Genomic DNA, 18289 nt, shown 5'->3' with positions numbered 1-18289 from the left:
CTGCATGAAAACTGTCCTGATGACCGCCTTTGAACCCTTTGGCGGTGAAACGATTAATCCTTCCTGGGAAGCGGTGCGCGCACTGGAAGGCAAACAGATTGGCGGGGCGACGATAGTCATACGCCAGCTGCCGGTGGTGTTCAGTGAGGTGCTCAACGTGCTGAACCGGGCACTGGATGAGGTGAAACCGGATGCAGTGCTGTCGGTAGGGCAGGCGGGTGGCCGCAGCGACATTACCGTAGAACGTATCGGTATTAATGTTGATGACGCCCGCATCCCGGACAACGCGGGAAACCAGCCCGTCGATGAACCGATTGTGGCAGGCGGCCCGGCAGCCTATTTTTCCCGGCTGCCCATCAAAGCGATTGTGGCCGCAGTGCGTGAAGCGGGGATTCCCGCATCGGTCTCGCAGACGGCAGGCACCTTCACCTGTAACCGGGTGATGTATGGCCTGCTGCACTGGCTGGAGCAGCAGAAAAGCCCGGCGCGCGGTGGCTTTATTCATATTCCTTATCTGCCCGAACAGGCGGCGCAGCATCCGGGTGCCCCCAGCATGGCGGTGGCGACCATCATTCAGGCGCTGGAGATTGCGGTAAAAGTGACGCTGGAGACCGGCGACGATATCAAACAGGCTGGCGGCGCCACCCATTAAGAGGATGAACGATGCCTGAAGGACCGGAAATTCGCCGCGTGGCGGATAAGCTTGAAGCCGCCATTGTGGGGCAGCCGTTAACGGAAGCGTGGTTCGCGTTTCCTCAGCTGAAGACTTACGAACACTCACTGATTGGTGAGCAGGTGCAGGCGATTGAGACGCGGGGCAAAGCGCTGCTGACGCATTTCAGCAATGGCCTGACACTCTATAGTCATAACCAGCTTTATGGTGTCTGGCGCATTGTTAAACCCGATACCGAACTCAATACCACACGTCAGTTGCGGGTGCGGCTGGCGACGGCGGGCAAAGCGATTCTGCTTTACAGCGCCTCCGATATTGAACTGCTCAACGCAGATACGCTGGCGGCGCATCCCTTTCTGACCCGCATCGGACCGGATGTGCTGAACAGCCAGCTTAACGTTGAAGAGGTGAAAGAGCGGCTGCTGTCGCCCCGGTTCCGGCGGCGACAGTTCAGTGGTCTGCTGCTGGATCAGGCTTTTCTGGCCGGGCTGGGAAATTACCTGCGCGCCGAGATTCTCTGGCTGGCGCAGCTGCTGCCAAATCATCGGGCGCAGGATCTCAGTGACGATCAGCTGACTGCTTTCAGCGAGGCGCTGCTATCGGTGCCGCGTCATGCTTATCGGATGCGGGGAACCATGAAGAAGTATCATGAGGAAGCGGCATTTCAGTTTGAGGTGTTTCATCGGCAGGGCAAAAAATGCCGGCGCTGTGGCACGATAGTTGAGAAGGGCACGCTTTCATCACGGCCTTTTTACTGGTGTCCGGGTTGTCAGAGATAGAAAGCGCATGAAGTTAAAAGCGAAAAATGTTCTTACATCAGACGGCTAAAAAACTTCGAACCGGGTGATTCCAACCGCTACGAAGAAGCTTAACGCGCGGGGAACATGGTCAGAAGAGGAAAGCGTCCCGCGCCAGGGACAAAAACGCCGGGAGTGTTTTTGAACAACGCAACGCGTTGGCCCGTTTACGGGCGCACCTCATGGATGAGGTGCGTAATCGCGCGGGCCGAGCGGCCAGGGATGGTTTAAGCGACTTTCCGATCTGACCGTGTTTCATGCGCAGGCGCAGTATCCCAGCGAAGCGCCCCAGCGTTATAACCACATCAAGCGGAGATTTCTCTCCGCTATCGACCGAATCTTACTTTTTCAGCTGTGAGCTGAATTCGCGCTCGGTATAACCGGTGTAGAGCTGACGCGGACGGGCAATCTTCATGCCTTCGTCGTGCATCTCTTTCCAGTGAGCAATCCAGCCAACCGTACGGGCCATCGCGAAGATCACCGTAAACATGGACGAAGGAATACCCATGGCTTTCAGAATGATACCGGAGTAGAAGTCCACGTTTGGATAGAGTTTACGCTCGATGAAGTACGGGTCGTTCAGCGCAATGTGTTCCAGCTCCATCGCCACTTCCAGCAGATCATCCTTCATACCCAGCTCATTCAATACTTCATGGCAGGTATCGCGCATCACGGTCGCACGTGGATCGTAGTTTTTATAAACGCGGTGACCAAAGCCCATCAGACGGAAGGAGTCATTCTTGTCTTTGGCGCGTTTAACAAATTCCGGAATGTGCTCAACAGTGCTGATCTCTTCCAGCATACGCAGAGTCGCTTCGTTGGCACCGCCGTGCGCCGGTCCCCACAGAGAGGCGATCCCTGCGGCGATACAGGCAAATGGGTTCGCGCCGCTTGAACCGGCGGTACGTACGGTAGAGGTTGAAGCGTTCTGCTCATGATCAGCATGCAGAATCAGGATGCGGTCCATGGCGCGTTCCAGCACCGGGTTCACTTTGTACTCTTCGCACGGCGTGGCGAACATCATGTGCAGGAAGTTACCGGCGTAAGAGAGGTCATTGCGCGGATAAACAAACGGCTGGCCGATAGAATATTTGTAACACATCGCTGCCATGGTCGGCATCTTAGAGAGCAGACGGAATGCCGCGATTTCGCGGTGGCGCTCAATGTTTACGTCCAGTGAATCGTGGTAAAACGCAGCCAGTGCACCGGTCACACCGCACATTACCGCCATCGGATGCGAGTCACGACGGAAGCCGTGGAACAGGCGGGTAATCTGCTCATGAATCATGGTGTGACGGGTAACGGTGGTACGGAACTCATCAAACTGTTTCTGGTCCGGCGCTTCGCCGTTCAGCAGGATATAGCAGACTTCCAGATAGTTAGAATGGGTCGCCAGCTGAGAAATCGGGAAACCACGGTGCAGCAGAATACCTTCGTCACCATCGATAAAAGTGATGGCAGATTCGCAGGACGCTGTAGACGTAAAACCGGGATCGAAGGTGAACAGGCCACTTGAACCCAGAGCGCGGACATCAACCACATCCTGGCCCAGCGTACCTTTCAGCACGTCCAGTTCAATAGATGTTCCATCTTGCAGGGTTAGCGTTACTTTTTTATCTGTCATTTTCGTCTCCATAGCGCCTTATGTAGGTAAGGATCTTTAGACACCTGAAACGCGTTCATGTTGCGGTTGGCAAAACTACACGGTATCACTCTGCGGGTATAAAGCGGGTGCAGGGTACAGAGTGAGCGGCGCGTTCCCAGCGGGAACCGGTGAGCCATGGACATGCTGCATATCGCGGTTGTTAAAGATCCGGTCAGGACATAACTTCTTGGTAACCAATAACCTGATGCTTTTTAAAGCTCATATTCGCAATGTTACATAACTTGCGCTTAGGGGAAAGTGTATCCCCATAACTTTTGTGCATCATAGGAATTTACAGGCTTAGTTTGTAACTGAATTGTTGAACTATTGTCAAATCAGATAATTAAAATTGTATCAATTGTGAAAATCGTGAGTAGGATCACTGTTCCACCTAAAATATACCAAAGAGTTTGTAGGGGAATTGTAATCAGAATGTGATCCTCCTATACTCCTGGCAGGTCTCCGGAACACCCTGACACCAGGAGCCACCCAGCGTTTACTACCGCGTCAATTAACACTGGATGTTGCTTGTTTGGTGACGGTTAAGTCTGCCACACGTTGTGATTAGACTCCGCCTCAGGTCCGGAGGAAGCAAAATAAAAAAGAGCTGTGTGGGCAAAACCGTGAAAAAACAAAGACCTGTCAACTTGGATCTCTCGACGATCCGGTTTCCCGTTACTGCAATATCGTCCATTCTTCACCGCGTCTCCGGCGTAATCACCCTGGTTGCCATTGGCATCCTGCTGTGGCTGCTCGGTCTCTCTCTCTCTTCTCCTGAAGGTTTCCAGCACGCTGCATCCATCATGGATGGCTTCTTCGCGAAGTTCATCATGTGGGGCATCTTAACCGCGCTGGCCTATCACGCGGTGAGCGGGATTCGTCATATGTTGATGGATTTTGGTTATCTGGCTGAAACGCTGGAAGTGGGCAAGCGTTCTGCTCATATGACTTTTGTGATCACTGTCGTGCTGGCAATTCTGGCGGGAGTCCTCGTATGGTAAGCAATGCATCCGCATTAGGTCGCAACGGCATTCAGGACTGGCTGCTGCTGCGGGCAACTGCAATTCTCATTACGCTCTACATCGTCTACATCCTCGGTTTCGTTGTGATGGCAGACACGCTGACTTATGACCTGTGGCGTGGCTTCTTCGCTTCGGCATTCACTAAAGTGTTCACGCTGCTGACGCTGTTCTCCATTCTGATTCACGGCTGGATTGGTATGTGGCAGGTGTTAACAGACTACGTTAAATCACTGCCAACGCGCCTGTTGTTGCAGTTTGTGATTGTCGTGGCGCTGCTGTGGTATGCGATTTATGGATTTGTTGTGGTGTGGGGTGTGTAAATGAGTTTGCCAATCAGAGAGTTTGATGCCGTGGTGATCGGCGCAGGTGGCGCAGGTATGCGGGCCGCACTGCAAATCTCCCAGGCCGGCCAGAGCTGTGCCCTGTTATCGAAAGTTTTCCCGACCCGTTCCCACACCGTATCTGCGCAGGGCGGTATTACCGTTGCGCTGGGTAATACCCATGAAGATAACTGGGAATGGCATATGTACGACACCGTCAAAGGTTCCGACTACATCGGTGACCAGGACGCGATTGAATATATGTGTAAAACCGGCCCGGAAGCGATTCTGGAACTGGAGCACATGGGCCTGCCGTTCTCGCGTCTGGAAGATGGTCGTGTCTATCAGCGTCCGTTTGGTGGTCAGTCGAAGAACTTCGGCGGCGAGCAGGCGGCACGTACCGCAGCAGCAGCAGACCGTACCGGCCACGCCCTGTTGCATACCCTTTATCAGCAGAACCTGAAAAACAAAACCACCATCTTCTCTGAGTGGTATGCATTGGATCTGGTGAAAAACGCCGACGGCGCGGTAGTCGGTTGTACCGCTATCTGTATCGAAACCGGCGAAACCGTCTATTTCAAAGCGAAAGCGACCATTCTGGCCACCGGCGGCGCGGGCCGTATCTATCAGTCCACCACCAATGCACATATCAACACCGGCGACGGCGTGGGTATGGCACTGCGTGCGGGCGTGCCGGTGCAGGATATGGAGATGTGGCAATTCCACCCAACCGGTATCGCCGGTGCGGGCGTGCTGGTCACCGAGGGCTGCCGTGGTGAAGGCGGCTATCTGCTGAACAAACATGGCGAACGCTTCATGGAACGTTATGCGCCAAACGCCAAAGATCTGGCGGGCCGCGACGTGGTTGCGCGCTCAATGATGATTGAAATCCGTGAAGGTCGCGGCTGTGACGGCCCGTGGGGTCCGCACATCAAACTGAAACTCGATCACCTGGGTAAAGAGGTGCTTGAATCACGTCTGCCTGGCATCCTCGAGCTGTCACGCACCTTTGCTCACGCCGATCCGATCAAAGAACCTATCCCGGTCATTCCGACCTGCCACTACATGATGGGCGGTATTCCGACCAAAGTGACCGGTCAGGCACTGCGTGTGAATGAGCAGGGTGAAGATGTGGTGATTCCTGGCCTGTTCGCCGTCGGCGAAATTGCCTGCGTATCAGTACACGGCGCCAACCGTCTGGGCGGCAACTCACTGCTTGACCTGGTGGTCTTTGGCCGCGCAGCGGGTCTGCACCTGCTGGAGAGTATTCAGGAGCAGGGCGAACTGCGTGACGCCACGGAAGATGAGATTGCCGTGGCGATGGCGCGCTTCAACCGCTGGGAAAATAACACCACCGGTGAAGATCCGGTTGAGATTCGTAAAGCGCTGCAACGCTGCATGCAGAACAACTTCTCTGTATTCCGCGAAGGCGACGCGATGGCGCAGGGTCTGGAAGAGCTGAAAGAGATTCGCCAGCGTCTGAAATCAGCGCGTCTGGATGACCGCTCACCGGATTTCAACACTCAGCGCATTGAGTGTCTGGAGCTGGATAACCTGATGGAGACGGCCTTTGCCACGGCGGTAGCGGCTAACTATCGCACCGAGAGCCGCGGTGCGCACAGTCGCTTCGACTTCCCGGATCGTGATGATGAAAACTGGCTGTGCCACAGTCTTTATGTCCCGGAAACCGAAAGCATGACGCGCCGTGAGGTGAACATGCAGCCGAAACTGCGCGCGGCGTTCCCGCCGAAAGTGCGTACCTACTAATTTCGGAGACGATCATGAGACTCGAGTTTTCAATTTATCGCTACAATCCGGACGTCGATGACAAGCCGCGCATGCAGGATTACACCCTGGAATCGGAAGATGGTCGCGACATGATGCTGCTGGACGCGCTGATTCGCCTGAAAGAGAAAGATCCGACGCTGGCGTTTCGTCGCTCCTGTCGTGAAGGCGTCTGCGGCTCTGATGGCCTCAACATGAACGGTAAAAACGGACTGGCCTGCATTACGCCGGTTTCGGCCCTGGGCAACGGCAAACAGAAAATCGTTATCCGTCCATTGCCAGGTTTACCGGTTGTGCGTGACCTGGTCGTAGACATGAGCCAGTTTTATGCGCAGTATGAGAAAATTAAGCCTTTCCTGTTGAATAATGGGGAAAATCCGCCAGCACGTGAGCATCTGCAGTCACCGGATGAGCGCGAGCACCTGGATGGCCTGTACGAGTGTATTCTCTGTGCCTGCTGCTCAACCTCATGCCCATCATTCTGGTGGAATCCTGAGAAGTTCATCGGTCCTGCCGGCCTGCTGGCGGCATACCGTTTCCTGATTGACAGCCGCGACACTGAAACAGATGCGCGTCTCGACAATCTGAATGACGCTTTCAGCGTATTCCGCTGCCATAGCATCATGAACTGTGTGAGTGTCTGTCCGAAAGGGCTGAACCCGACGCGCGCCATCGGCCATATCAAGTCGATGTTGCTGCAGCGCGGCGCATAAGCAGTCTCCGCCGGGAACCTCAGGTTCCCGGTGTTTTACGGAAGCCTCTGTAAGCGCGGTGATGACCACGTTTACAAAGGTTCCCTTACGGGCCACGCGCGCTGCGCAAAGTGCTCGTATCGCTGAACTCACTACGGCAAACCGCGAAAGCGGCAACAAATGAAACCTCAAAAAAGCATAGCAATGCTTAAGGGATCACAATGCAGAACAGCGCGATGAAGCCCTGGCTGGACTCTTCCTGGCTGGCCGGCGCGAATCAGTCTTACATAGAGCAGCTCTATGAGGATTTCCTGACCGATCCTGACTCTGTCGATGCAGTGTGGCGCTCGATGTTCCAACAGTTACCGGGCACCGGAATGAAACCTGAGCAGTTTCACTCCACCACACGTGAGTACTTCCGTCGCCTGGCGAAAGACGCATCTCGTTACACCTCATCTGTCTCCGATCCGGAAACCAACTCCAAGCAAGTGAAAGTGCTGCAGCTGATCAACGCGTTTCGTTTTCGCGGTCATCAGCACGCCAATCTCGATCCGCTTGGTCTGTGGAAACAGGATCGGGTCGCCGATCTTGATCCCGCTTTTCATGACCTGACCGAGGCCGATTTTCAGGAAAGCTTTAACGTAGGCTCTTTTGCCATCGGTAAAGAGACCATGAAGCTGGCCGATCTCTTCGACGCGCTGACGCAGACCTACTGTGGCTCAATCGGTGCGGAATATATGCACATCAACAACACGGATGAGAAACGCTGGATCCAGCAGCGTCTTGAGTCTGTAGCGGGCCGTGCAGCGTTCAGCAACGAAGAGAAAAAAGGTTTCCTGAAAGAGCTGACCGCGGCAGAAGGACTGGAAAAATATCTCGGGGCGAAATTCCCGGGTGCCAAACGCTTCTCGCTGGAAGGCGGCGATGCGCTGGTGCCCATGCTGCGCGAAATGATCCGTCACGCTGGCAAGAGCGGTACCCGTGAAGTCGTGCTGGGCATGGCGCACCGTGGTCGTCTCAACGTGCTGATCAACGTGCTGGGTAAAAAGCCGCAGGATCTGTTCGACGAGTTCGCCGGTAAGCATAAAGAGCATCTTGGCACCGGTGACGTGAAGTACCACATGGGCTTCTCTTCTGACGTGGAAACCGAAGGCGGCCTGGTTCACCTGGCGCTGGCGTTTAACCCGTCACACCTGGAGATCGTCAGCCCGGTCGTTATGGGTTCCGTGCGTGCCCGTCTGGATCGTCTGGATGAGCCTGCGAGCAATAAAGTCCTGCCGATCACCATTCATGGTGACGCGGCGGTGATTGGCCAGGGCGTGGTTCAGGAAACCCTGAACATGTCACAGGCACGCGGTTATGAAGTGGGCGGTACTGTTCGCATCGTCATCAACAACCAGGTTGGTTTTACGACGTCCAACCCGAAAGATGCGCGTTCAACGCCTTACTGCACCGACATCGGCAAAATGGTGCTGGCACCGATTTTCCACGTCAATGCGGATGACCCGGAAGCGGTCGCTTTTGTAACCCGTCTGGCGCTCGACTATCGCAACACCTTTAAGCGTGATGTGTTTATCGATCTGGTCTGCTATCGCCGTCATGGTCACAACGAGGCCGATGAGCCAAGTGCGACCCAGCCGCTGATGTACCAGAAAATCAAAAAACATCCGACGCCGCGTAAAATTTACGCCGACCGTCTGGAAGGTGAAGCCGTTGCCACGCAGGAAGATGCGACCGAAATGGTCAATCTTTACCGTGATGCGCTGGATGCGGGCGAATGCGTGGTGCCGGAATGGCGTCCGATGAGCCTGCACTCCTTTACCTGGTCACCTTACCTGAATCATGAGTGGGATGAGCCTTACCCGGCTCAGGTCGACATGAAACGTCTGAAGGAGCTGGCGCTGCGTATCAGCCAGGTTCCTGAAGAGGTTGAGGTGCAGTCGCGTGTTGCCAAGATTTATAACGACCGTCGTCTGATGGCTGAAGGCGAGAAAGCCTTTGACTGGGGCGGCGCGGAAAACCTGGCCTACGCCACGCTGGTTGATGAAGGCATTCCGGTGCGTCTGTCGGGTGAAGATACCGGTCGCGGCACCTTCTTCCACCGTCACGCGGTAGTTCATAACCAGGCAAACGGCTCAACCTATACCCCTCTGCACCATGTGCATAGCGGTCAGGGCCAGTTCAAAGTCTGGGACTCCGTGCTGTCAGAAGAGGCGGTACTGGCCTTTGAATATGGCTACGCCACTGCTGAGCCACGCATCCTGACCATCTGGGAAGCGCAGTTTGGTGACTTCGCCAACGGTGCACAGGTTGTTATCGACCAGTTCATCAGCTCGGGTGAGCAGAAATGGGGCCGTATGTGTGGCCTGGTTATGCTGCTGCCGCACGGCTATGAAGGTCAGGGACCAGAGCACTCCTCTGCGCGTCTGGAGCGTTATCTGCAACTCTGCGCTGAGCAGAACATGCAGGTCTGCGTACCGTCTACGCCTGCTCAGGTTTACCACATGCTGCGTCGTCAGGCGCTGCGCGGTATGCGCCGTCCGCTGATTGTGATGTCGCCGAAATCGCTGCTGCGTCATCCGCTGGCGATCTCCACGCTGGATGAACTGGCTAACGGCAGCTTCCAGCCGGCGATTGGCGAAGTGGATAATCTGGATGCGCAGGGCGTGAAACGCGTCGTGCTGTGCTCCGGTAAAGTCTATTACGACCTGCTTGAGCAGCGTCGTAAAAATGAGCAGACCGATGTGGCGATTGTCCGTATCGAGCAGCTCTATCCGTTCCCGCATCACGCGGTTCAGGAAGCATTAAAAGCGTATTCTCACGTACAGGATTTTGTCTGGTGTCAGGAAGAGCCGCTGAATCAGGGCGCCTGGTACTGCAGCCAGCATCATTTCCGTGAAGTTGTGCCGTTTGGTGCGACCTTACGTTATGCAGGCCGCCCAGCCTCCGCCTCACCGGCCGTGGGTTACATGTCCGTACACCAACAACAGCAGCAAGACCTGGTTAATGACGCGCTGAACGTTAATTAATTAAAAGGAAAGATAATGAGTAGCGTAGATATTCTCGTTCCCGACCTGCCTGAATCGGTTGCCGATGCCTCCGTGGCAACCTGGCACAAAAAACCAGGCGATGCAGTGACTCGCGATGAAGTGCTGGTTGAAATCGAAACCGACAAAGTGGTGCTGGAAGTGCCAGCCTCTGCTGACGGTATCCTGGAAGCGGTTCTGGAAGAAGAGGGCGCCACCGTCACTTCACGCCAGATTCTGGGTCGTCTGAAAGAGGGCAACAGCGCCGGTAAAGAGACCAGCGCGAAGTCTGAAAGCAAAGAGTCTACCCCGGCTCAGCGTCAGACTGCGTCACTGGAAGAAGAGAGCAACGATGCGCTCAGCCCGGCCATTCGCCGTCTGATTGCCGAGCACAACCTTGATGCTTCGCAGATCAAAGGCAGCGGTGTAGGCGGACGTCTGACCCGTGAAGATGTTGAAAAACATCTGGCCAATAAACCACAGGCCGCCAAAGCCGCCGCACCTGCGGCAGAAACTGCAGCTGTGCAGCAGCCTGTGGCGAATCGCAGCGAAAAACGCGTGCCGATGACCCGTCTGCGTAAGCGTGTTGCCGAGCGTCTGCTGGAAGCGAAAAACAGCACTGCGATGCTGACCACCTTCAACGAAATCAACATGAAGCCCATCATGGATCTGCGCAAGCAGTATGGTGAGGCCTTTGAGAAGCGTCACGGTGTACGTCTGGGCTTCATGTCCTTCTACATCAAAGCGGTTGTTGAAGCACTGAAACGCTATCCGGAAGTGAATGCCTCCATCGATGGCGAAGATGTGGTTTACCACAACTACTTCGACGTCAGCATCGCGGTCTCTACGCCACGCGGTCTGGTGACACCGGTTCTGCGTGACGTTGATGCGCTGAGCATGGCGGACATTGAGAAGAAAATCAAAGAGCTGGCAGTGAAAGGCCGTGACGGCAAGCTGACAGTTGACGATCTGACCGGCGGTAACTTCACCATTACCAATGGCGGCGTCTTTGGTTCCCTGATGTCCACCCCGATCATCAACCCACCGCAGAGCGCCATCCTGGGCATGCACGCTATCAAAGATCGCCCGATGGCGGTCAATGGTCAGGTTGTGGTGCTGCCAATGATGTACCTGGCGCTCTCCTACGACCACCGTCTGATCGATGGCCGTGAATCAGTGGGTTATCTGGTTGCAGTGAAAGAGATGCTGGAAGATCCGGCGCGTCTGCTGCTGGATGTCTGATTTTCACCGGGCGCGCCTCGCGCGCCCAACCTCAATACTCTTTTCAGACCTGAATGGATAGAACATCATGAACTTACACGAATACCAGGCGAAACAACTGTTTGCACGGTATGGCATGCCGGCACCAACGGGTTACGCCTGTACTACACCACGTGAAGCGGAAGAAGCAGCCTCTAAAATTGGCGCAGGCCCGTGGGTAGTTAAATGTCAGGTTCATGCCGGTGGCCGCGGTAAAGCGGGCGGTGTGAAAGTGGTTAACAGCAAAGAAGAGATTCGCGCATTTGCTGAAAACTGGCTGGGCAAACGTCTGGTGACCTATCAGACAGACGCAAACGGCCAGCCGGTAAACCAGATTCTGGTTGAAGCGGCAACCGACATCGATCAGGAGCTCTACCTGGGCGCTGTGGTCGATCGCGCAACGCGTCGCGTGATTTTCATGGCCTCAACCGAAGGTGGCGTGGAAATCGAAAAAGTGGCGGAAGAGACCCCGCACCTGATCCACAAAATGGCGCTGGACCCACTGACTGGTCCGCAGCCTTATCAGGGTCGCGAGCTGGCATTCAAACTGGGCCTGACCGGTAAGCTGGTTGGTCAGTTCACCAAGATCTTCATGGGTCTGGCAACGCTGTTCCTGGAGCGCGATCTGGCGATGGTTGAGATCAACCCGCTGGTCATCACTAAGCAGGGCGATCTGATCTGCCTGGATGGCAAACTGGGCGCCGATGGCAATGCCCTGTTCCGCCAGCCAGAGCTGCGCGAAATGCGCGATCCAAGCCAGGAAGACCCACGTGAAGCGCATGCGACACAATGGGAACTGAACTATGTTGCGCTGGAAGGCAACATCGGTTGTATGGTTAACGGCGCAGGTCTGGCGATGGGCACCATGGACATCGTTAAGCACCATGGCGGTCAGCCAGCCAACTTCCTTGATGTCGGCGGCGGCGCAACTAAAGAGCGCGTGACCGAAGCCTTCAAAATCATCCTGTCTGACGATGCGGTTAAAGCCGTCTTCGTTAACATCTTCGGCGGCATCGTACGCTGTGACCTGATTGCCGACGGCATCATCGGCGCAGTCGCTGAAGTGGGTGTTAACGTGCCAGTAGTGGTACGTCTGGAAGGTAACAACGCCGAGCTGGGCGCACAGAAACTGGCGGACAGCGGTCTGAACATCATTGCAGCAACCAGCCTGACAGACGCCGCACAGCGTGTTGTTGCTGCCGCGGAGGGTAAATAATGTCCATTCTGATCGACAAAAACACCAAAGTCATTTGCCAGGGTTTCACCGGTGGCCAGGGGACTTTCCATTCTGAGCAGGCGCTGGCTTACGGTACTCAGCTGGTTGGCGGCGTGACGCCAGGCAAAGGCGGCACGACGCATCTCGGCCTGCCGGTGTTCAACACCGTACGCGAAGCGGTAGAAGCGACCGGCGCAACTGCCACCGTGATCTACGTTCCGGCACCTTTCTGTAAAGATGGCATCCTGGAAGCGATTGAAGCGGGCATCAAGCTGATTATCACCATCACCGAAGGTATCCCGACACTGGATATGCTGACCGTGAAAGTGAAGCTGGATGAAGCGGGCGTGCGGATGATCGGTCCAAATTGTCCGGGCGTAATCACCCCAGGCGAATGTAAGATCGGCATCATGCCGGGCCACATTCACCAGCCGGGCCGCGTCGGTATCGTTTCCCGTTCAGGCACCCTGACCTATGAAGCAGTTAAGCAGACCACTGATATCGGCTACGGCCAGTCAACCTGCGTCGGCATCGGTGGTGACCCGATCCCGGGCTCTAACTTCATCGACATCCTGAAAATGTTCCAGGATGATCCACAGACTGAAGCGATCGTGATGATTGGTGAAATCGGTGGCAGCGCAGAAGAAGAAGCCGCAGCCTTCATCAAAGAGCACGTGACCAAGCCGGTTGTGGGTTACATTGCTGGCGTCACCGCGCCGAAAGGCAAGCGTATGGGCCATGCGGGCGCCATCATTGCCGGTGGTAAAGGTACAGCAGATGAGAAATTTGCTGCACTGGAAGCCGCAGGCGTAAAAACCGTTCGCAGCCTGGCTGACATCGGTGACGCAGTTAAAGCCGTATTACCGGCAAAATAAGTCGTCGTCATCTGAGACTAAGCCACCTACGGGTGGCTTTTTTTATGCCGGTAACGCACAGCCATCACCCAGACATTTAAAGAGAAGAGGGCGTGGTCAGATAACCACGCAGGTATTAGTTACGTTAATAAAAAGTGGCAAAGGTAAACTATTTTTCCCCGCTTTATTTCATTAATGACATCTCATTAACAAGAAACCCACCTGACTCTATCTGGAAACTTATTGCGTTAATCCAGATCAATTAATCGCGATTTATATCCAACTATATCGCTGGCAAAGCGCAACGCTAAGAGCGTAAATTGCGCTGCATCAATCCAGCCTTCTACACAAATTTTCAAACGTCTGCTCAACCCGGGATGACACCCGCTTTCCTCCTGTTAAAGCACGCGTTAATGAAGGCGCGGATTGACAATTTTCAGAGCTGCTTTATTCGCTACTCGCCTGTTCGGGCAGCTCACAAATCTGTTCTGCTGGTCATAAAAAAACTGGAATCAATAAACAGTCGTTCCTGACTCTGATTACGTTCGTTCTGATCGCGCGCGTGACGGAGACAAAGCGAGGAGCAAGGAGTCATTATGTTAGATATCGTCGAACTGTCGCGGTTACAGTTTGCCTTAACAGCGATGTACCATTTTCTGTTCGTCCCTTTAACGCTGGGTATGGCGTTTTTGCTGGCGATCATGGAGACGGTCTATGTCCTGAGCGGTAAACAAATTTATAAAGATATGACGAAGTTCTGGGGCAAGTTATTTGGTATTAACTTTGCGCTGGGTGTCGCTACCGGCCTGACCATGGAATTTCAGTTCGGAACAAACTGGTCATATTACTCTCACTACGTCGGCGATATCTTCGGCGCGCCGCTCGCCATTGAAGGTCTGATGGCGTTCTTCCTGGAATCGACCTTTGTCGGCCTGTTCTTTTTTGGCTGGGATCGGCTGGGTAAAGTGCAGCACATGGCGGTGACCTGGCTGGTGGCGCTGGGCTCGAACATGTCCGCGCTGTGGATTCTGGTTGCTAACGGCTGGATGCAGAACCCCATCGCCTCTGAATTCAACTTCGAAACCATGCGCATGGAGATGGTCAGCTTCTCAGAGCTGGTACTGAACCCGGTGGCGCAGGTGAAATTCGTTCACACCGTTGCGGCCGGTTACACCACCGGCGCGATGTTCATTCTGGGCATCAGCGCGTGGTACATGCTGAAAGGGCGCGACCTTGCTTTTGCTAAACGCTCGTTCGCTATTGCGGCCAGCTTTGGCATGGCGGCGGTCCTCTCCGTGATTCTGCTGGGCGATGAGTCTGGCTATGAAATGGGCGACGTGCAGAAAACCAAGCTGGCCGCTATCGAAGCCGAGTGGGAAACCCAGCCAGCCCCAGCCTCATTTACGCTGTTTGGCCTGCCCGATCAGGCAACGCAGGAGAACCGGTATGCCGTGCAGATCCCGTGGCTGCTGGGCCTGATCGCGACCCGATCCATCGATAAGCCGGTCACCGGCCTGAAAGATCTGATGGCTCAGCATGAAGTGCGCATCCGCAACGGCATGAAAGCCTACACGTTGCTGAATGAACTGCGCGGCGGCAGTCAGGATCCCGCAGTACGTGACGCGTTCAATAGTCACAAACAGGATCTCGGTTATGGTCTGCTGCTGAAGCGCTATACCGACAATGTGGCGGATGCGACCGAAGCGCAGATTAAGCAGGCGACCCAGGACTCTATCCCGCGCGTAGCGCCGCTCTACTTTGCGTTCCGCATCATGGTGCTGTGTGGCGTACTGCTGCTGGGCATTATCACACTCTCTTTCTGGAGCGTAATACGCAATCGCGTGGGCAAAAATCGCTGGTTACTGAAAGCGGCGCTGTTTGGTATTCCGTTACCCTGGATTGCTGTCGAGTCAGGCTGGTTCGTAGCCGAGTATGGTCGTCAGCCCTGGGCTATCGGTGAAATCCTGCCGACCGCGGTGGCCAACTCCTCGCTGACTGTGGGCGATCTGCTGTTCTCGATGATCCTGATCTGCGGACTCTACACGCTGTTCCTGGTGGCAGAGATGTACCTGATGTTCAAATTCGCCCGCCTTGGGCCGAGCAGCCTGAAAACCGGGCGATATCATCATGAGCAGATCACAGCAACCACTCAGCCGGTTCAGGGATAAGGAGAGCGACCATGTTTGATTATGAAGTTCTGCGCTTTGTCTGGTGGCTGCTGATTGGCGTGCTGCTGATTGGCTTTGCTGTCGCAGATGGTTTTGATATGGGCGTCGGGATGCTGACACGCATTCTGGGCCGCACCGATACTGAACGTCGCATCATGATTAACAGTATCGCCCCGCACTGGGACGGTAACCAGGTCTGGCTGATCACCGCGGGTGGCGCACTGTTTGCCGCCTGGCCAATGGTCTACGCGGCGGCCTTCTCCGGCTTCTATGTGGCGATGATTCTGGTGCTCGCATCACTGTTCTTCCGTCCGGTCGGTTTCGATTACCGCTCGAAGATTGAAGATAACCGCTGGCGCGGTGCCTGGGACTGGGGCATTTTCATTGGCAGCTTCGTGCCACCGCTGGTGATTGGCGTGGCCTTTGGCAACCTGTTACAGGGCGTGCCGTTCCATGCCGATGCGTATCTGCGCCTGTTCTATACCGGCAACTTCTTCCAGCTGCTGAATCCGTTTGGCCTGCTGGCGGGTGTGGTCAGTGTGGCGATGATTCTGGCACAGGGCGCAACCTACCTGCAGATGCGCACCACTGGCGAACTGCATCTGCGTTCGCGTACCGCTGCACAACTTGCCGCGCTGGTGATGATGGTCTGCTTCATCCTGGCGGGTGTCTGGGTGAAATACGGTATCGATGGTTATGTGGTGACCAGCACAATGGATCACTTTGCCGCCTCGAACCCACTGGGAAAAACCGTCGTGCGCGAAGCGGGTGCCTGGATGGTCAACTTCCAGAACCATCCTGTACTGTGGCTGTTCCCGCTGCTCGGTTCGGTACTGCCGCTGCTGACCGTACTCTGCTCGCGGGTTGAGAAGGGCGCCTGGGCGTTCCTGTTCTCATCACTGACGCTGGCCTGCGTCATCATGACCGCCGGCATTGCGATGTTTCCGTTCATCATGCCATCCAGCACCGTGCCGGGAATCAGCCTGACCATGTGGGACGCCACGTCCAGTCTGCTGACGCTGCAAACCATGACCGTGGCCGCCGCTATCTTTGTCCCAATCATTCTGATTTACACCACCTGGTGCTACTGGAAGATGTTTGGCCGTATTACCAAAGAGCAGATTGAAAGCAACAGTCACTCACTCTATTAATAAAGGAGATGTCGCATGTGGTATTTTGCCTGGATTCTCGGCACGTTGCTGGCCTGTGCCTTTGGTATCGTGACCGCGCTGGCGATTGAACACGTTGAAGCGCAGGATGAGACTCACTGATGCGCACGGCAGTTCGGATGCTCTATGATCTGATGGATAAGGGCCCGTTACGGGCCCTCTCACTGCTGCTGGCGCTGCTGACGGCGGGCGGCGTGATGTGGGATCCGACCCGTTTTGCCAATCAGGCGGGCCAGCTTCCTGCTCTGCAGGGGCTGGTGCTGATCTGGGCGGTCTGCTGCTGCGTCATTCATGGTGTGGGTTTCCGGCCACGGAAAACCCGATGGCAGGCGCTGTTTACGCCGTTACCGGCTCTGCTGGTGTTAGTGATTGCGCTTTACCGTTTTTACCTTTAATCCCCCGCCTCACCCGCGCTGTCAGTGAATATTTGTCAGCATCTGGTCAATAAATCTCTCTGAAATCGTTCCGTTTGTTACGGAGCGATAATTATTTTCGCCTGGCTCTGGCGACCCATTCCCAACCCCAATTCTCTTGCGTATAGTAGCAACGTTTAAAACGAGGCCGGGATGTAGAGTGAGTACAACGCTGTTTCGCTGGCCGGTTCGGGTCTACTACGAAGATACTGATGCCGGTGGTGTGGTTTATCACGCCAGCTATATCGCTTTTTATGAACGAGCACGTACCGAAATGTTGCGACAGCACCATTTCAATCAGCAGACGCTGTTAGAACAGCAGATCGCTTTTGTGGTACGGCGCATATCGGTGGACTATCTGGCGGCGGCGCGTCTTGATGACCTTCTGGAGATCCAGAGTGAGGTCACCTCAATGACACGGGCAACCATGACGTTCACGCAGCGTATCGTGAATACTGAAGGCAAAGTGCTCAATGAGGCAGAAGTCCTGATTGCCTGCATTAACCCACATCTGATGAAGCCGATTGCGCTTCCCAAGTCTATTGTCGCGGAGTTCAAGCAGTGACTGACATGAACATTCTTGATTTGTTCCTGAAGGCGAGCCTTCTGGTCAAACTTATCATGTTGATTTTGATCGGCTTTTCTATTGCCTCCTGGGCCATCATTATTCAGCGTACACGTATTCTGAATGCGGCGGGAAGAGAAGCGGAGGCGTTTGAAGACAAATTCTGGTCCGGTATCGAACTCTCGCGCCTGTATCAGGAGAGCCAGGAGCGCCGGGAAGAACTGGGTGGCTCGGAGCAGATTTTCTATTCCGGCTTCAAAGAATTTGCCCGCCTGCATCGCGCCAATAATCATGCGCCGGAAGCGGTCATTGACGGGGCGAGTCGTGCTATGCGCATCTCAATGAACCGTGAGCTGGAAGCACTGGAAAACCACATTCCATTCCTCGGCACCGTCGGCTCTATCAGTCCTTACATCGGGCTGTTCGGTACCGTCTGGGGAATTATGCACGCCTTTATCGCGCTGGGCGCGGTGAAGCAGGCGACGCTGCAGATGGTGGCACCGGGTATCGCTGAAGCACTGATTGCGACCGCTATCGGTCTGTTTGCCGCGATTCCGGCGGTCATGGCGTACAACCGTCTGAACCAGCGCGTGAACAAACTGGAGCAGGGCTACGACAACTTTATGGAAGAGTTCACTGCCATCCTGCATCGCCAGGCTTTCTCCAGCGATAGCGCTAAGTAAA

At 55.0% G+C, this 18289-nt stretch carries 17 protein-coding genes; 16 read left to right on the top strand and 1 reads right to left on the bottom strand.

The genetic code is table 11. The features are described from left to right. Nucleotides 1-4: 4 nt before the first annotated feature. Nucleotides 5-652, top strand: a complete 648-nt coding sequence (pcp, locus tag EGO56_RS13740; protein ID WP_013357139.1) for a pyroglutamyl-peptidase I — start codon at nucleotides 5-7, stop codon at nucleotides 650-652. An 11-nt stretch (nucleotides 653-663) separates the two neighbouring features. Continuing rightward, a complete protein-coding gene (gene nei, locus EGO56_RS13735; RefSeq protein ID WP_135909720.1) occupies nucleotides 664-1452 on the top strand; it encodes an endonuclease VIII in 789 nt (262 codons plus the stop codon). Between the two features lie 358 nt (nucleotides 1453-1810). Here nei and EGO56_RS13730 read toward each other — a convergent pair whose 3' ends face one another. After that, nucleotides 1811-3094 (bottom strand): citrate synthase, encoded by a 1284-nt coding sequence (locus tag EGO56_RS13730; protein ID WP_033731874.1) that lies wholly within the window; start codon nucleotides 3092-3094, stop codon nucleotides 1811-1813. 632 nt (nucleotides 3095-3726) lie between these two features. Between EGO56_RS13730 and sdhC the strand changes: the two genes are divergently transcribed. The 14 genes from sdhC (at nucleotide 3727) to tolQ (ending at nucleotide 18288) form a co-directional block, all read left to right on the top strand. Then, nucleotides 3727-4116 (top strand): succinate dehydrogenase cytochrome b556 subunit, encoded by a 390-nt coding sequence (gene sdhC / locus EGO56_RS13725; protein ID WP_033782341.1) that lies wholly within the window; start codon nucleotides 3727-3729, stop codon nucleotides 4114-4116. Continuing rightward, nucleotides 4110-4457 carry a succinate dehydrogenase membrane anchor subunit gene (gene sdhD / locus EGO56_RS13720; RefSeq protein WP_135909718.1) on the top strand — a complete coding sequence of 116 codons (348 nt, stop codon included), beginning with the start codon at nucleotides 4110-4112 and terminating at the stop codon, nucleotides 4455-4457. The genes sdhC and sdhD overlap by 7 nt, the downstream gene beginning before the upstream one ends. Beyond that, nucleotides 4458-6224, top strand: coding sequence for a succinate dehydrogenase flavoprotein subunit (sdhA, locus tag EGO56_RS13715; RefSeq protein WP_013357143.1), 1767 nt, complete (start codon nucleotides 4458-4460; stop codon nucleotides 6222-6224). A gap of 14 nt (nucleotides 6225-6238) precedes the next feature. After that, on the top strand, nucleotides 6239-6955 hold the full coding sequence (locus EGO56_RS13710) for a succinate dehydrogenase iron-sulfur subunit (protein WP_013357144.1): 717 nt from the start codon (nucleotides 6239-6241) through the stop codon (nucleotides 6953-6955). A gap of 200 nt (nucleotides 6956-7155) precedes the next feature. After that, nucleotides 7156-9963, top strand: a complete 2808-nt coding sequence (gene sucA / locus EGO56_RS13705; protein WP_033731875.1) for a 2-oxoglutarate dehydrogenase E1 component — start codon at nucleotides 7156-7158, stop codon at nucleotides 9961-9963. A 15-nt stretch (nucleotides 9964-9978) separates the two neighbouring features. Then, nucleotides 9979-11202, top strand: a complete 1224-nt coding sequence (gene odhB / locus EGO56_RS13700) for a 2-oxoglutarate dehydrogenase complex dihydrolipoyllysine-residue succinyltransferase (RefSeq protein WP_061061927.1) — start codon at nucleotides 9979-9981, stop codon at nucleotides 11200-11202. A gap of 67 nt (nucleotides 11203-11269) precedes the next feature. Beyond that, on the top strand, nucleotides 11270-12436 hold the full coding sequence (sucC, locus tag EGO56_RS13695; protein WP_003853151.1) for an ADP-forming succinate--CoA ligase subunit beta: 1167 nt from the start codon (nucleotides 11270-11272) through the stop codon (nucleotides 12434-12436). Next, nucleotides 12436-13311, top strand: a complete 876-nt coding sequence (gene sucD / locus EGO56_RS13690) for a succinate--CoA ligase subunit alpha (protein ID WP_013357147.1) — start codon at nucleotides 12436-12438, stop codon at nucleotides 13309-13311. Before sucC ends, sucD begins: the two co-directional genes overlap by 1 nt. Nucleotides 13312-13886: 575 nt before the next feature. Beyond that, nucleotides 13887-15458, top strand: coding sequence for a cytochrome ubiquinol oxidase subunit I (gene cydA, locus EGO56_RS13685; protein ID WP_135909717.1), 1572 nt, complete (start codon nucleotides 13887-13889; stop codon nucleotides 15456-15458). Nucleotides 15459-15469: 11 nt separating this feature from the next. After that, entirely contained in the window at nucleotides 15470-16609 is a 1140-nt protein-coding gene (gene cydB / locus EGO56_RS13680; protein ID WP_135909715.1) for a cytochrome d ubiquinol oxidase subunit II, read from the top strand. A 15-nt stretch (nucleotides 16610-16624) separates the two neighbouring features. Continuing rightward, nucleotides 16625-16729 (top strand): cytochrome bd-I oxidase subunit CydX, encoded by a 105-nt coding sequence (cydX, locus tag EGO56_RS13675; RefSeq protein ID WP_013357150.1) that lies wholly within the window; start codon nucleotides 16625-16627, stop codon nucleotides 16727-16729. Then, nucleotides 16729-17022: a cyd operon protein YbgE gene (gene ybgE, locus EGO56_RS13670; RefSeq protein WP_135909713.1), complete on the top strand. Its 294-nt coding sequence runs from the start codon at nucleotides 16729-16731 to the stop codon at nucleotides 17020-17022. Before cydX ends, ybgE begins: the two co-directional genes overlap by 1 nt. A 178-nt stretch (nucleotides 17023-17200) precedes the next feature. Beyond that, complete coding sequence (ybgC, locus tag EGO56_RS13665) at nucleotides 17201-17605, top strand: tol-pal system-associated acyl-CoA thioesterase (RefSeq protein WP_010260759.1); 405 nt, start codon at nucleotides 17201-17203, stop codon at nucleotides 17603-17605. After that, complete coding sequence (gene tolQ, locus EGO56_RS13660; RefSeq protein ID WP_003853142.1) at nucleotides 17602-18288, top strand: Tol-Pal system protein TolQ; 687 nt, start codon at nucleotides 17602-17604, stop codon at nucleotides 18286-18288. Before ybgC ends, tolQ begins: the two co-directional genes overlap by 4 nt. Nucleotide 18289: the final 1 nt, after the last annotated feature.

Source organism: Pantoea vagans, from assembly GCF_004792415.1.
Lineage (GTDB): Bacteria > Pseudomonadota > Gammaproteobacteria > Enterobacterales > Enterobacteriaceae > Pantoea > Pantoea vagans.
The sequence above is the reverse complement of the archived record's forward strand: the minus strand, read 5'-3'. Positions and strand labels throughout refer to the sequence as shown.